The organism is Streptomyces sp. NPDC102270 (assembly GCF_044766405.1).
Classification (GTDB): Bacteria; Actinomycetota; Actinomycetes; order Streptomycetales; family Streptomycetaceae; genus Streptomyces.
Map to the genome: position 1 here is coordinate 322,625 of NZ_JBIWLX010000008.1, position 13,272 is coordinate 335,896.

The following is a 13,272-nucleotide window of genomic DNA, read 5'->3' on the forward strand; positions in this document are numbered from 1 at the left end:
GGGTAGCGGCGCCGGGCTCTGGCGGGGGCGGCGCGGGTTTTCGATGATGCGAGCCAGCCGCGTCGAAAGAGGTGCCCATGGTTCGCGACCTGCAACTGCGCTCAGCCACGTCGGAGGATCTCGACTGGATCCACGAGCTGCGCCACCGGGTGTACGCCGAGGAGTTGGGTCAGCACGCGCCGGATCCGGCGGGGCGGCTGAGCGACGGTCTCGACGGCGACAACGTCTACCTCGTCGCGGCGCGCGGAACGACCCGCATCGGCTTCGTCAGCGTGACCCCTCCCTGGCTGGGCCGGTTCGGACTGGACAAGTACCTGACCCGCGAGGAACTGCCGACTCTGGCCGGCCACGACGTGTTCGAGGTGCGCATCCTCACCGTCGAGCCGCGCTGGCGCACCACCTCGGCGGCGCCCCTGCTGATGTACGCGGCGCTGCGCTGGATCGCCTCCCGCGGCGGGCGCCGGGTGCTCGCGATGGGGCGTACCGAGGTGCTCGACATGTACCGGGCCGTCGGCCTGCGCCCGGTCGGCCGTACGGTCCGCAGCGGGGCGGTGACGTTCGAGGTGCTGACCGGCGGTGTGCCCGAGCTGACGAGGCGGGCGCGGGAGCGGTACGGCAGCGCGCTGGAGCGATTGCGGTCCGTGGTGGACTGGCGGCTGGACATGCCGTTCGCGCCCGGGCCGGACGGCTGCGAGCACGGCGGTGCCTCGTTCACCGCCATCGGCGCGGACTTCCGTACCCTGCAGCGGCGTCACGACATCGTCATGGCCGATGTGCTGGACGCCTGGTTCCCGCCGGCCCCCGGAGTGCGGGCGGCCCTCGCGGACGACCCGGACTGGATCGCCCGTACCTCGCCGCCGTCCGGCGCCGAGGGCCTGTCGGCGGAGATCGCCGCGGCCCGTCGACTGCCGCCGGACGCGCTGGCGGTGGGCGCCGGTTCGTCCGACCTGATCTTCCGGGCGTTCGGCCACCGGCTGACGCCGGAGAGCCGGGTGCTGCTGACCGACCCCTGCTACGGCGAGTACGCGCATGTCACGGAGCGGGTGATCGGATGCCGGGTGGACCGGTTCCCGCTGCGCCGTGAGGAGGGCTGGCGGATCGATCCGGACCGGCTGTCCGCGGCCGTCCACTCCGGCCGCTACGACCTCGTGGTGGTCGTCAACCCGAACAACCCGACCGGGCGGCACGCGCCGGCGTCCGCGCTGCGCTCACTGATCGAGGCCGCGCCGGACCGAACGCACTGGTGGATCGACGAGGCGTACCTGGGCTACGTCGGCCTGGACGAGTCACTCGCCGGCCTCGCCGCGACGGACCCGCGGGTGACCGTCTGCACCTCGCTGTCGAAGATGTACGCGTTGTCCGGCGTGCGGGCCGCGTACGCGGTGGCCGAACCGGCCACGGCGGCGGAACTGCGCCGCTGGACCCCGCCCTGGCCCGTCGGTCTCCCGGCCCAGCTGGCCGCCGTGGCGGCGCTGCGCGACCCGGAGTACTACCGCGACCGCTGGCTCGCCACGCACGCCCTGCGCCGGGGACTGGCCGCGGACCTGGCCGGGGCGGCGCCGGACGTGACGGTCGAGGAGTCCGTGGCGAACTTCCTCTCGGTCACCCTGCCGCCCGGCGGACCGAGTGCCGCGCAACTGGTGGACGAGTGCCGCCGCCACGGCGTGTACCTGCGCGACCTGTCCCCCTTGTCGCCGTGCTACGAGGGGCGCACCGTGCGCATCGCGGTCCGCGACACCGACGAGAACGCGCGCATCGTGGCCGCGTGCCGGGCCGCCCTGGACGTGCTGCGGCCGGCTCTCGCCACGAGCTCCGGTCGATGATCACCGTCGCCTCGCTGGCGCCCTGCCTGGGTGGGGCGCTGGCCCTTGCCGGTGTCGCGGTGGCCGCGTCCCGGCGCCGCGAGCTGATGGTCCGGTGGTGCGCCTGGGCGGTCGGGGTGCCGCTGGTCACCGGGGCGTTCTGGTGGGGCGAGCCGGGTATCGCGGCCGTCGCCGTCGTGGTCGGGGTGATCGCGGTGCTGGAGTTCGGCGGGCTGATGCAGCTGGGCCGGGTGGACCGTGCGGTGCTGGCCGCGGCGGTGGCGGGCGTGGTGCTGACCGTCTGGCTGGCGCCCGGAGAGGTGCTGCGGGCGTTGGCGGTCGCGGCCCTGGCGGTGGCCGCGGTGCCGTTGGTGAGCGGCGACGCCGACCACGGTCTGCGCCGGCTCTCCGCCGGGCTGCTCGGGCTGGCCTGGCTGAGCGTGCTCGCCGCGCTGGTGCCGCTCGGGGCGAGCGGGCTGGCGTTGTTCGTGGCGGTCTCGGTCGCCGACATCACGGCGTACTTCGCCGGGCGACGGCTGGGCGGGCCGCGGTTGTCGCCGCTGTCGCCGGCCAAGCGGTGGAGCGGGACCCTGGCCGGGGCCGCCGCCGGTCTCGGCGTGCTCGCCGTGCTGTCCGCACTGAGCGGGCCCACAGCGGCCGCGGTGGTGATCGGCGGACCCGCCGGTGACCTGCTGGAATCCATGGTCAAGAGAGGTGCGCGGGTCAAGGACGCCGGTCACTGGCTGCCCGGCTCCGGCGGCCTGCTGGACCGCATCGACTCCCTGCTCGTCGCCTTGGCCGTGCTGCTCGTCCTGAGCTGACGTGCCGTATCGCAGAAGGGCTCGGCCGGTATCAGCCGGCCGAGCCCTTCCACACGTTCGCAGACCCGGGAGTCAGGCCTTCTTGGTCTCCCAGAAGATCTTGTCGATCTGGGCGATGTAGTCCAGAGCCTTCTGACCGGTGGCCGGGTCGGTCGACGCCTTGGCGGCCGAGAGGGCCTTGAGGGTGTCGTTGACCAGCTGGTGCAGCTCCGGGTACTTCTCGAAGTGCGGGGGCTTGAAGTAGTCGCTCCAGAGCACGGAAACGTGGTGCTTCGCGAGCTCGGCGCGCTGCTCCTTGATGACCGTGGCACGCGACTGGAAGTGCGGGTCGTCGTTGGCGGCCATCTTCTCCTGCACGGCCTTCACCGACTCCGCCTCGATGCGGGCCTGGGCCGGGTCGTACACACCGCAGGGCAGGTCGCAGTGTGCGCTGACCTTGACCTTGGGGGCAAACAGGCGGGAAAGCATGGAGCATTCCTTCCTCGTGATCGTCTTCTCAGGTGCGACATTACTCCCTGAGAGAGCCGAATTCGCGGGTGCCCCCATGGGCTTAGGACAAAAGTCCGGGGTCAGACTGAGACTGGTGGATGAACGTACCGGGGAGGTGCCGGGGATGCCGGAGCTGTCGCAGGAGACCGAGCGGGAGAGGTCGTTGCTGCCCTTCGTGGGGGTGGCCGAGGTGACCGGGCCGTCGATGGTGCCCACGCTCCAGCACGGCGACCAGCTGGTCGTGCACTGGGGGGCCAGGATCGTCCCCGGCGACATCGTGGTCCTGCGGCATCCGTTCCAGCAGGACCTGCTCGTCGTCAAGCGGGCCGTCGAGCGGCGCGAGGGCGGCTGGTGGGTGCTCGGTGACAACGCGTTCGCGGGCGGCGACAGCACGGACTACGGCGTCGTCCCGGAGGAACTCGTCCTGGGGAAGGCCCGGTTGCGTTACCGGCCCCTCAAGCCGGGTCAGCGCTCGCCGCTGGCCGCCGCGCGCTGGGCGCTGTCCGCCGTACGGCCCGTCTTCCCCGACCGGTCGGCCTCCAGGCGTTTGCGGGCCCGGTAGGCGGCCACGTTGGCGCGGGTGGCGCAGCGGTCGGAGCAGTAGCGCCGGGAGCGGTTCGTCGAGGTGTCGAGGTAGGCGTTGCGGCAGGGCGCGGCCTCGCACAGGCCGAGCCGGTCCACGCCGTACTCGGTGAGGTGGAACGCCAGGCCCATCGCCGCGATCGCCGCGTACCCGGCGGTGGCGTTGGACGGGTGGTCCGCCAGGTGCATGTGCCACAGCGGGCGGCCGTCGTCGTCGCGGAAGTCGTGCCCGGAGATCTGCGGGCTCACCGGGAACTCCAGCAGGAGCGAGTTCAGCAGGTCCACCGCGAGCGTCTCGTCGCCCTGGTCCGCCGCCTCGAAGACCGACCGCAGCCGGGCCCGCACCGAACGGAACCGGGTGACGTCGGCATCGGTGGCCCGGCGGGCGCCCGTGCCGTTGCCGCCGAACAGGTCGCGGACGGCCTCCACCGAGGTCAGGGCGTCCTTGCCGCGGGCCGGGTCCTCGCTGTTGACCAGACGCACGGCGTAGTCCGAGTAATAGGCCAGTTCCACTTGTAGTCCTTACGGAGGCGTTCTATCGTCGTGGCACGGTCGGGTAACAGCTGATCGTGCTTCCAGGGTATTACGACAGTGAGCGGACAGGGGGCTCCCATGACGACTGGTGTCGGCACCGACTGGCAGGCCTGGCAGGAGAGCTGGGACCGGCAGCAGGAGTGGTACATGCCGGACCGCGAGGAGCGGTTCCGGGTCATGCTCGACATGGTCGAGGCCCTCGTCGGACCACGGCCACGCGTGCTCGACCTCGCGTGCGGCACGGGAAGTATCACGGCCAGGCTGCTCGCCCGGTTCCCGGAGGCCACCAGCACCGGCCTCGACCTCGACCCGGCGCTCCTCACCATCGCCGCGGGCACGTTCGCGGACGACGAGCGGGTGACCCTCGTGACGGCCGACCTCAAGGACCCCGACTGGCCGTCGAAGCTGCCGTACGACTCCTACGACGCCGTCCTGACCGCCACGGCCCTGCACTGGCTGCACAGCGAACCCCTCGCGGCCCTCTACGGGCAGATCGCCGGACTCGTCCGGGACGGCGGTGTCTTCATGAACGCCGACCACATGATCGACGAGACCACACCCCGCATCAACGCGGCCGAACGCGCGCAACGCCACGCGCACATGGACCGGGCCAAGCGCGACGGCGCCCTCGACTGGGCCGAGTGGTGGCAGGTCGCCGGCGAGGACCCCGTCCTCGCCGGACCGACGGCGCGCCGCTTCGAGATCTACGGCGAGCACGCCGACGGGGACACGCCGTCCGCGGCGTGGCACGCACGCGTGCTGCGCGAGAAGGGCTTCGGGGAGGCCCGGCCGGTGTGGTGCTCGCCCTCGGACACGCTGCTGCTGGCGCTCAAGTAGGCGCCCGCGCGCGCCCATGCGAAAGGGGCGGTACGGGATTCCCGTACCGCCCCTTTCGACGTCGTACCGCTGGAGACCGCCATAGGCCGCAGAGGCCGCTAGAGGACCTTCGACAAGAACGCCTGGGTGCGCTCGTGCTGAGGGTTCGTCAGGACCTCGCGGGGGTCGCCGGACTCGACGACCACGCCGCCGTCCATGAAGACCAGGCTGTCGCCGACCTCGCGGGCGAAGCCCATCTCGTGGGTGACGACGACCATCGTCATGCCGGACTCGGCGAGGTCGCGCATGACGTCGAGGACGTCACCGACCAGCTCCGGGTCCAGGGCCGAGGTCGGCTCGTCGAAGAGCATCAGCTTCGGGTCCATCGCCAGCGCCCGGGCGATCGCCACCCGCTGCTGCTGGCCGCCGGAGAGCTGGGCGGGGTAGGAGCCTGCCTTGTCGGCCAGACCCACCTTCTCCAGCAGCTCCCGCGCACGCTCCCGGGCCTGGGCCCGGCTGATGCCCTTGACCTGGACCGGCGCCTCCATGACGTTCTCGACGGCCGTCATGTGCGGGAACAGGTTGAACCGCTGGAACACCATGCCGATGTCCCGGCGCTGCAGGGCGACCTCGCTGTCCTTGAGCTCGTACAGCTTGTCGCCCTTCTCGCGGTAGCCGACCAGCTCGCCATCGACGTAGAGCCGGCCGGCGTTGACCTTCTCCAGGTGGTTGATGCACCTGAGGAAGGTCGACTTGCCGGAGCCCGAGGGGCCGATGAGGCAGAAGACCTCGCCGGTCTTCACCTCCAGGTCGATGCCCTTGAGGACCTGCACCAGGCCGAAGGACTTGTGGACGCCCTCGGCCTTCACCATGGCGGTCATGTCACACGCCCCTTTCGCGACTGAAGGCCATCAGGTTGACCCTGATCTTCTGCCACGGTGTCGGCGGCAGGCTCCGGGACGAACCGCGGGCGAAACGGCGCTCCAGGTAGTACTGGAAGACGCTGAACACGCTGGTCATGACCAGGTACCAGATGGACGCCACGAACAGCATCTCCATCACGGCGTACGAGGTCGAACCGATCGTCGAGGTGGCGCGCAGCAGTTCGTTGTACGTCACCGCGTACACCAGCGACGAGGTCTTCAGCATGTTGATGAACTCGTTGCCGGTCGGCGGCACGATCACCCGCATCGCCTGCGGGATCACGATCCGGCGCAGGGTCTTGCCGTGGCTCATGCCGAGCGCGTGCGCGGCCTCCGTCTGGCCCTCGTCGACGGCCATCAGACCGGCGCGGCAGATCTCCGCCATGTACGCGGCCTCGTTGAGGCCGAGGCCCAGCAGGGCGCACATGAACGGGGTCATCACGTCCGTCATCTCGTCCTTGTAGATCGGACCGAGATTCAGCATCGGGAAGATCAACGCCAGGTTGAACCAGAGGAGGAGCTGGACGTAGACCGGGGTCCCGCGGAAGAACCAGATGTAGGCCCAGGCCACCCAGCTGGTCACCGGGTTCTTGGAGAGCCGCATCACGGCCAGCACGACGCCGAGGACCACGCCCACGATCATCGCCAGGATGCTGATCAGCAGGGTGCGGCCGGCACCGGCGAGGACCGTGGAGTCGAACAGCTTGTCGCCGACCGCGCTCCACTGGATCTTCTCGGCGGTGGCGAACGCGTTGACCAGCAGGGCCACCAGCGCCAGCACGATGACCGCGCTGACGTAGCGGCCGTAGTGGCGGACCGGGATGGCCTTGATGGTCTCGGGGGCGGGGGAGGTCCGGGGCGGTGTGTCCGCCGGCCCCTTGTCGATCTTGTCAGTCACCGTGACTGCCCTTCAGTGGTACGGGGTCCGTCACTTGCCGCCGTTGACCGCGGCCTTGTCGACGGCGCCGGTCTGGGCGCCCCACTTGTCCAGGACCTTCTTGTACGTGCCGTCCTGGATGATGGCGTTCACGGCCGCCTCCAGGGCGCTCGTGAGCTCCTTGTTCTCCTTGTTCACGGCGATGCCGAAGGGACCGGCGTCGACCTGCTCGCCGACGACCTCGAAGGCGTTGCCGCCGTCGGCCTTGCGCGCGATGTCCACGGCGACCGGGTAGTCGTTGACGCCCGCGACGGCGCCGCCCGACTTCACGCGGGTCTGGGCCTCGGTGTCGTTGTCGAAGGCCTCGATGTCGAGCTTCTTCTTGCCGGCCTTCGTGCAGGTCGTGGACTGCTTCTGCAGGGCCTGCTCGTAGGTCGTGCCGTGCTGCACGGCGACCTTCTGACCGCAGAGGTCATCGATCGAGCCGATCTTCTTCGGGTTGCCCTTCTGGACGTAGATGGCGGTGCCGGCCGTGAAGTAGTCGACGAAGTCGACACCCGGGCCGAGCTTCTTGCCCTTGTCGTCCAGACCCTCCTGGCGCGCCTTGGTGTCCGTGATGGAGGACATGGCCACGTCGTAGCGCCCAGAGTTCAGGGAGCTGATCAGGCCGTCGAAGGAGCCCGAGGTGAACTGGAACTCCACGCCCAGCTGCTTGCCCAGCGCGGCGGCGATGTCGGGGTCGACGCCGACGATCTTGCCGCCCTCCTGGTACTCCATGGGGGCGTACTCGGCGTTGGTGCCGACCTTGATGACACCGGCCTTCTGAATCTTCGCGGGCAGCTTGTCGAACAGCGGGGCCTTGCTGGACGACGCCGACTCGTTGCTGCTGCCGCCGCTGTCCGTCTGGTCACCGCAGCCGGTGAGAATCAGGGCGCCAGCGACCGCGATCGCACCTACCGCGGCTGTCCTGGTGCGCGCGACGGTCGTACGACGGGTGGAGCTTGCGGTCATGGTGGGTTCCTCCGGCGGATGGGTGGAGTTGCCGATGGGCGGGGCGGCTGCCGATCGGTTCGGCAGCGCTGCCTTCATTCCTCAGGTCGACGAGAGCACACGCCTTCGAGTGCCGCGACCTCGTGTGATGACGGCATCTTGCCATTCGGACTGGACCATTCAGGGCGCCGGTCATGTCAAAATCGGATAACGGGTGACCCCCGAACCGCCCTATGTCCGTACATCGCGACCGGACCATCTGCGGGAATCTGGCATTCCGGCCGGAAGATCTTCGGTGTGCGCGGTCGCCCGAGCGGCTCTGCGGTGATCGATGATCGATTTTCCGTTCCGGCATGTGACCTTGGACGTATTGGACTCGTCCTCCACGCCGGTCGTCCGGTAAGAAGGTTCTTTACACCCCTCATCCGGGGCTCAGGGCGCGTGTGCGGCGCGCCCGTCGCGTACCGGCCCGTACGCATCAGTGACCAGGGCCGTACGCGGTGCCCGCCCACTTCTCAACCAGGAGTGGCCACCCTCAGACCAGAAGACCTAAGGGGTAAGACAAAGTGGCAGCGGAGATCGTCAATCCTCGCAGCGACAGCGATACGGGACAGGACGGAGGGGCGGAGCCCCTCGATTCCTTCGACCCCGCGTTCGCGCTGCACCGCGGCGGCAAAATGGCTGTGCAGGCCACCGTGCCGATCCGTGACAAGGACGACCTGTCCCTCGCGTACACGCCCGGCGTGGCGAAGGTGTGCAGCGCCATCGCCGAGCAGCCGGACCTCGTCCACGACTACACGTGGAAGTCGTCGGTCGTCGCCGTCGTGACGGACGGTACGGCCGTGCTGGGGCTCGGTGACATCGGGCCCGAAGCCTCCCTCCCGGTGATGGAGGGCAAGGCGATCCTGTTCAAGCAGTTCGGCGGGGTGGACGCGGTTCCGCTCGCGCTGGCCTGCACCGACGTCGACGAGATCATCGAGACCGTGGTCCGTCTCGCGCCGTCCTTCGGCGGCGTGAACCTCGAGGACATCTCGGCTCCCCGCTGCTTCGAGATCGAGCGGCGGCTGCAGGAGCGGCTCGACATTCCCGTCTTCCACGACGACCAGCACGGTACGGCCGTGGTGACGCTGGCGGCGCTGCGGAACGCGGCGCGGCTGAGCGGGCGGTCGATCGGAGATCTTCGTGCGGTGATCTCCGGTGCGGGCGCGGCGGGCGTGGCCATCGCCAAGATGCTCGTCGAGGCGGGCATCGGGGACGTGGCCGTCGCCGACCGCAAGGGTGTCGTGTCCGCCGACCGGGACGACCTCACGTCCGTGAAGCGGGAGCTTGCCGGGTTCACGAACAAGGCGGGCCTGTCCGGGTCGCTGGAGGACGCGCTGGCGGGCGCGGACGTCTTCATCGGCGTGTCCGGCGGGACGGTGGCGGAAGCGGCCGTGGCCTCCATGGCCTCCGGTGCCTTCGTCTTCGCCATGGCCAACCCGGATCCGGAGGTGCACCCCGAGGTCGCGCACAAGTACGCGGCCGTGGTGGCGACCGGGCGGTCGGACTTCCCGAACCAGATCAACAACGTGCTGGCGTTTCCGGGGATCTTCGCGGGGGCGCTGCAGGTGCGGGCCTCGCGAATCACCGAGGGCATGAAGATCGCGGCGGCCGAGGCGTTGGCGGCGGTCGTCGGTGACGATCTGGCGGCGGACTATGTGATCCCGTCCCCGTTCGACGAGCGGGTGGCACCGGCGGTCACGGCGGCGGTTGCGGCGGCGGCGCGGGCGGAGGGTGTTGCTCGGCGCTGAGGTGTTTTTTGGCGTGCGCTTTGCGTGAGGTGGCCCCGTCCGGGTTGATTCCGGGCGGGGCCGTTTCTTTGGCGTGGGGTGGGGCTGATTGGGCCAGCGGGTTCGGTTTCGTCTGCGGGTTCGGTGGGGGCGGGCGTTGTGCGCAGTTCCCCGCGCCCCTGATGCCTGCGGCGGCCTGTGCGGCTCCGGTGGGGGCTTGGGTAGCGCGTGCAGGTGTGTTGGGGGTCGGTGCCGGGGTGGGGGGTGTCCGTCCTCGGTCCGGCGGCTCGGCTGCTTCAGCTGTGCTCGGTGACGGACGCCGGCCGCTGCGGGCGGACACCCCCCACCCCGTCCCCTTCCCGCCGTACGCGGCCAACGGCCCGTCGTGGCGCGCGGTCCGTCAAACGGTCCGTCGTAGTGCGGGAGGTGGCGAACGGTTCCGTCCTGGCGCAGGTGACTGCAACCCCCTAGGGGCGCGGGGAACTGCGCGACCAGCCCCCACCGGCCGGTAGCCGCCCGAGAACCTGACCCGGCACCCCGATAGGCGCCCCGCTCAAGCCGAGCGCAGCGGCACCGCGGGGAACTGCGCGACCAGCCACAACTCATCCGCACCCGCCCGACAACCTGACCCGGCACACCCATACGCGCCCCGTTCCGCAACAGGGCATGTGTCACAACGTGTTCCTGTTCCCCGTGTCGTCGGCGGACCCTATCGTCAAGGTCATGTTCGCTGTCTATGCCGCCCGAATCGACCGCGACAACCCGCTCTCGGGACTGGAGTTGGGGGAGCGTCCGGCCCCCCAGGCCCGGCCGGGTTGGAGCGTCGTCGATGTCAAGGCCGCTTCCCTCAATCACCATGACCTCTGGTCCCTGCGCGGCGTAGGCCTCGCAGAGGACAAGCTTCCGATGATCCTCGGCTGTGACGCCGCCGGTGTCGACGAGGACGGCAACGAGGTCGTCCTGCACTCCGTCATCGGGCAGAGCGGGCACGGGGTCGGCCCCAAGGAGCCGCGGTCCATCCTCACCGAGCGCTACCAGGGGACGTTCGCCGAGCAGGTGGCCGTGCCGACCTGGAACGTTCTGCCCAAGCCGAAGGAGCTGTCCTTCGCGGAGGCCGCCTGTCTGCCCACGGCCTGGCTGACGGCGTACCGGATGCTGTTCACGAATGCCGGGGTACGGCCCGGTGACTCCGTGCTCGTGCAGGGCGCGGGAGGCGGTGTCGCCACGGCCGCGATCGTGCTGGGGAAGGCGGCGGGACTGCGGGTGTTCGCCACCAGCCGGGACGAGGCCAGGCGCAAGCGTGCGGTGGAGCTCGGCGCCCTGGAGGCCGTGGAGTCGGGTGCCCGGCTGCCGGAACGGGTCGATGCCGTCATCGAGACCGTGGGCGCGGCCACGTGGTCGCACTCGGTCAAGTCTCTGAAGCCGGGGGGCACGATCGTCATCTCCGGTGCCACGAGCGGCGACCGCCCCTCGCACGCCGAACTGACCCGGATCTTCTTCCTGGAGCTCAAGGTCGTGGGCTCGACCATGGGGACCAAGGACGAGCTGGAGGACCTGCTGGCGTTCTGCGCGGCCACCGGTGTGCGGCCCGTCATCGACGAGGTGCTGCCCATGGACCGCGCCCGTGAGGGATTCCAGCGGGTCGAGTCCGGTGAGCAGTTCGGGAAGGTCGTGCTCACCAACGGCTGACCCCTTCCGTTCGCCGAGTCCGTTCGCCGAGGTTGTCAACTGTGGTTGACATGCCGAGGTGTGTCAACCATAGTTGACGTCATGACCGAAGCAACGGATCTCGCCGAGCGTGCCGGTGACCGCGATCCCCGGGTCGGACTGCGTGCCGTCGCCGCGCTGCGCAGGCTGCTGGAGCAGCTGGAGGCGGTGCAGGTGCGCAGTGCGCGCCATCAGGGCTGGTCGTGGCAGGAGATCGCCGCGGAACTCGGAGTGAGCAGGCAGGCCGTGCACAAGAAGTACGGGAGGCATTGATGTTCGAGCGGTTCACGAAGGATGCCCGGGCAGTGGTCGAGGGCGCGGTCGAACATGCCGAAGGGGCAGGGGCAGGGGCAGGGGCCGTGGACGACGGGCATCTGCTGCTCGCCCTGCTGGACCGGGAGGGCAGTCGCGGCTCCTTCGCCCTGGCCGCTCTCGGGCTCGCCGAGCGCGGGGACGCCGTACGGGAGGCGCTGGGCGAGGCGCGGCGGCGGGCCGGGCTCTCCCAGGCGGACGCCGAGGCACTGGCCGGGCTCGGCATCCACGTCTCGGAGATCGTCGCCCGTGTGGAGGAGGTCCACGGGGTTGGGGCGATGTCCGGCGACCGGAAGGGCAAGGGGTGGCGGTCCGGGCGACATTCCTTCGGTCGGAGCGCCAAGGAGATCCTGGAGAAGGCGCTCCGTATCGCCGTGGCCCGGCGGGACCGGCATATCGGCGACGAGCACATTCTGTTGGCGCTGACGGTACGGCCGGGGGTGCCGGGGGAAGTGCTCGCCGATCACGGGGTGACCTACGAGTCGGTCGTGCGCGTCCTCTACGGCGAGGGAGAGGCGAAGGCCGGCTGAGCGCCGCGGGCGCCGACGTCGGAGACGGCGGCGCCCGGCCGGTTCACGCCTTCGGTGCCCGCAGCAGTGCCCCGATGTGGGCCGCCGCCGTCGACAGGTGGCGGCGGGCGTCGTGGAACTGGTCGGCCGTGATGCCGTGGTCGCGGGCCGCGTCGCGGATGTCGTCGCGGAAGCGGTCGAGGAGGCGGTCCAGATCGCGGGCAGGGTCCCCGGTGGAGTCATCGTGGGCCCAGGAGGGCTCGTACTCGGCGGGGAAGTCCTCCGGGGTGTGCGAGTACTCGGGGCCGGACGGTGTCCCCTCGGCCTTCTCGGACCGCGCGCGGCCCCGGCCGAAGCCGAAGTCCTTCCCGAACTCCTTGCCGTAGTCCTTCCCGAACTCGCCGAACTCCTTGGCCAGTTCGGTCAGGCCCTCGCGCACCCCGGTCGGCCAGTCGCCGCGCGCGAAGTGGTCCTGCACCTGCTCCTGCACGCGCCGGGCGATGCGCTGCACCTCCTCCTGCGCCTGCTCCCGGGCCCGGTCCTGGGCCTCCTTGGCCTGGCGGCGGGCCCGCTGGGCCTCCTCGCGGGCGCGGCGGCTCTCGTCCTTGGCGCGCCGGGCCTGCTCCTTCCACTCCTGCTTGACGCGGCGCATCTCCTCCTTGGCGGCGCGCCACGCCTCGTGGTCGGTGTACTCCGTGAAGTCCCCGAAGGGGCCCTCGTGTTCGCCGGTGCCCGCCTTGGTGCCACCGCCCCGGCGGGCCTCGGTGGCGGCCGCCCGTACCTCGCGGCGCAGATCACCCGCCGCGCCCCGCACATCGGCGCGGATCTCGGCGGCGAGCTCGGCGACCGACTCGCGGATCTCCAGTTCCAGGTCGGCCAGTTCACCGCTGCGGTCGGCCAGCTCGGCGCGGCCCGCGTCCGTGATGGCGTACACCTTGCGGCCGCCCTCGGTGGTGTGGGTGACCAGGCCCTCCGTCTCCAGCTTGGCCAGCCGGGGGTAGACGGTGCCCGCCGAGGGGGCGTACAGGCCCTGGAAGCGCTCCTCCAGGAGCCGGATCACCTCGTAGCCGTGGCGGGGGGCCTCGTCCAGGAGCTTCAGCAGGTAGAGGCGGAGGCGGCCGTGGGCGAAGACGGGGGGCAT

14 protein-coding genes are annotated in these 13,272 nt (G+C 70.6%); 8 read left to right on the top strand and 6 right to left on the bottom strand.

Annotated elements, in window-relative coordinates:
• Positions 1 to 77 precede the first annotated feature (77 nt).
• Together ACIRP7_RS18875 and ACIRP7_RS18880 are read left to right on the top strand one after the other, a co-directional pair.
• Positions 78 to 1,823 (top strand): aminotransferase class I/II-fold pyridoxal phosphate-dependent enzyme, encoded by a 1,746-nt coding sequence (locus ACIRP7_RS18875; RefSeq protein ID WP_403660347.1) that lies wholly within the window; start codon positions 78 to 80, stop codon positions 1,821 to 1,823.
• Positions 1,820 to 2,623, top strand: a complete 804-nt coding sequence (locus ACIRP7_RS18880) for a phosphatidate cytidylyltransferase (protein WP_403660350.1) — start codon at positions 1,820 to 1,822, stop codon at positions 2,621 to 2,623. Before ACIRP7_RS18875 ends, ACIRP7_RS18880 begins: the two co-directional genes overlap by 4 nt.
• A gap of 72 nt (positions 2,624 to 2,695) precedes the next feature.
• On the opposite strand, the gene sodN is transcribed toward ACIRP7_RS18880, so the two are convergent.
• Positions 2,696 to 3,091, bottom strand: coding sequence for a superoxide dismutase, Ni (sodN, locus tag ACIRP7_RS18885; RefSeq protein ID WP_351729542.1), 396 nt, complete (start codon positions 3,089 to 3,091; stop codon positions 2,696 to 2,698).
• A 145-nt stretch (positions 3,092 to 3,236) separates the two neighbouring features.
• Between sodN and sodX the strand changes: the two genes are divergently transcribed.
• Positions 3,237 to 3,674, top strand: coding sequence for a nickel-type superoxide dismutase maturation protease (gene sodX / locus ACIRP7_RS18890; protein WP_352390381.1), 438 nt, complete (start codon positions 3,237 to 3,239; stop codon positions 3,672 to 3,674).
• Here the strand turns inward: sodX and ACIRP7_RS18895 are convergent.
• Positions 3,578 to 4,207, bottom strand: a complete 630-nt coding sequence (locus tag ACIRP7_RS18895) for a CGNR zinc finger domain-containing protein (RefSeq protein ID WP_403660353.1) — start codon at positions 4,205 to 4,207, stop codon at positions 3,578 to 3,580. The two genes, sodX and ACIRP7_RS18895, sit on opposite strands and share 97 nt — an antisense overlap.
• A 99-nt stretch (positions 4,208 to 4,306) precedes the next feature.
• On the opposite strand from ACIRP7_RS18895, the gene ACIRP7_RS18900 reads away from it, so the two are divergent.
• The gene (locus ACIRP7_RS18900; RefSeq protein ID WP_403660356.1) at positions 4,307 to 5,065 is read left to right on the top strand and encodes a class I SAM-dependent methyltransferase; all 759 of its coding nucleotides are present in this window, start codon (positions 4,307 to 4,309) and stop codon (positions 5,063 to 5,065) included.
• Positions 5,066 to 5,163: 98 nt separating this feature from the next.
• On the opposite strand, the gene ACIRP7_RS18905 is transcribed toward ACIRP7_RS18900, so the two are convergent.
• Genes ACIRP7_RS18905 through ACIRP7_RS18915 form a run of 3 tightly spaced genes read right to left on the bottom strand, consistent with a single transcriptional unit; the run spans position 5,164 to position 7,855 of the window.
• A complete protein-coding gene (locus ACIRP7_RS18905) occupies positions 5,164 to 5,925 on the bottom strand; it encodes an amino acid ABC transporter ATP-binding protein (protein ID WP_403660359.1) in 762 nt (253 codons plus the stop codon).
• Between the two features lies 1 nt (position 5,926).
• Positions 5,927 to 6,865 (bottom strand): amino acid ABC transporter permease, encoded by a 939-nt coding sequence (locus ACIRP7_RS18910; RefSeq protein WP_403660362.1) that lies wholly within the window; start codon positions 6,863 to 6,865, stop codon positions 5,927 to 5,929.
• A 30-nt stretch (positions 6,866 to 6,895) separates the two neighbouring features.
• Positions 6,896 to 7,855: an ABC transporter substrate-binding protein gene (locus ACIRP7_RS18915; RefSeq protein WP_403660365.1), complete on the bottom strand. Its 960-nt coding sequence runs from the start codon at positions 7,853 to 7,855 to the stop codon at positions 6,896 to 6,898.
• 545 nt (positions 7,856 to 8,400) lie between these two features.
• Here ACIRP7_RS18915 and ACIRP7_RS18920 point away from each other — a divergent pair.
• The 4 genes from ACIRP7_RS18920 to ACIRP7_RS18935 all read left to right on the top strand — a co-directional run bounded on the left by ACIRP7_RS18920 (position 8,401) and on the right by ACIRP7_RS18935 (position 12,152).
• Complete coding sequence (locus tag ACIRP7_RS18920; RefSeq protein ID WP_352390204.1) at positions 8,401 to 9,624, top strand: NADP-dependent malic enzyme; 1,224 nt, start codon at positions 8,401 to 8,403, stop codon at positions 9,622 to 9,624.
• A 702-nt stretch (positions 9,625 to 10,326) separates the two neighbouring features.
• A complete protein-coding gene (locus ACIRP7_RS18925; protein WP_403660368.1) occupies positions 10,327 to 11,292 on the top strand; it encodes a zinc-binding dehydrogenase in 966 nt (321 codons plus the stop codon).
• 81 nt (positions 11,293 to 11,373) lie between these two features.
• Positions 11,374 to 11,583, top strand: a complete 210-nt coding sequence (locus ACIRP7_RS18930; RefSeq protein WP_030038196.1) for a helix-turn-helix domain-containing protein — start codon at positions 11,374 to 11,376, stop codon at positions 11,581 to 11,583.
• Complete coding sequence (locus tag ACIRP7_RS18935) at positions 11,583 to 12,152, top strand: Clp protease N-terminal domain-containing protein (protein WP_403660371.1); 570 nt, start codon at positions 11,583 to 11,585, stop codon at positions 12,150 to 12,152. The genes ACIRP7_RS18930 and ACIRP7_RS18935 overlap by 1 nt, the downstream gene beginning before the upstream one ends.
• Before the next feature lie 43 nt (positions 12,153 to 12,195).
• On the opposite strand, the gene ACIRP7_RS18940 is transcribed toward ACIRP7_RS18935, so the two are convergent.
• Positions 12,196 to 13,272 carry a helix-turn-helix transcriptional regulator gene (locus tag ACIRP7_RS18940; RefSeq protein WP_403660374.1) on the bottom strand — a complete coding sequence of 359 codons (1,077 nt, stop codon included), beginning with the start codon at positions 13,270 to 13,272 and terminating at the stop codon, positions 12,196 to 12,198.

Bases quoted from the DNA above. Each gene is read 5' to 3' on its own strand.
- ACIRP7_RS18905 (WP_403660359.1), bottom strand. From the start codon at position 5,925: ATGACCGCCATGGTGAAGGCCGAGGGCGTCCACAAGTCCTTCGGCCTG.
- sodX (WP_352390381.1), top strand. From the start codon at position 3,237: ATGCCGGAGCTGTCGCAGGAGACCGAGCGGGAGAGGTCGTTGCTGCCC.
- ACIRP7_RS18930 (WP_030038196.1), top strand. From the start codon at position 11,374: ATGACCGAAGCAACGGATCTCGCCGAGCGTGCCGGTGACCGCGATCCC.
- ACIRP7_RS18915 (WP_403660365.1), bottom strand. From the start codon at position 7,855: ATGACCGCAAGCTCCACCCGTCGTACGACCGTCGCGCGCACCAGGACA.
- ACIRP7_RS18880 (WP_403660350.1), top strand. From the start codon at position 1,820: ATGATCACCGTCGCCTCGCTGGCGCCCTGCCTGGGTGGGGCGCTGGCC.
- ACIRP7_RS18940 (WP_403660374.1), bottom strand. From the start codon at position 13,272: ATGCCCCCCGTCTTCGCCCACGGCCGCCTCCGCCTCTACCTGCTGAAG.
- ACIRP7_RS18925 (WP_403660368.1), top strand. From the start codon at position 10,327: ATGTTCGCTGTCTATGCCGCCCGAATCGACCGCGACAACCCGCTCTCG.
- ACIRP7_RS18875 (WP_403660347.1), top strand. From the start codon at position 78: ATGGTTCGCGACCTGCAACTGCGCTCAGCCACGTCGGAGGATCTCGAC.
- ACIRP7_RS18900 (WP_403660356.1), top strand. From the start codon at position 4,307: ATGACGACTGGTGTCGGCACCGACTGGCAGGCCTGGCAGGAGAGCTGG.
- ACIRP7_RS18935 (WP_403660371.1), top strand. From the start codon at position 11,583: ATGTTCGAGCGGTTCACGAAGGATGCCCGGGCAGTGGTCGAGGGCGCG.
- sodN (WP_351729542.1), bottom strand. From the start codon at position 3,091: ATGCTTTCCCGCCTGTTTGCCCCCAAGGTCAAGGTCAGCGCACACTGC.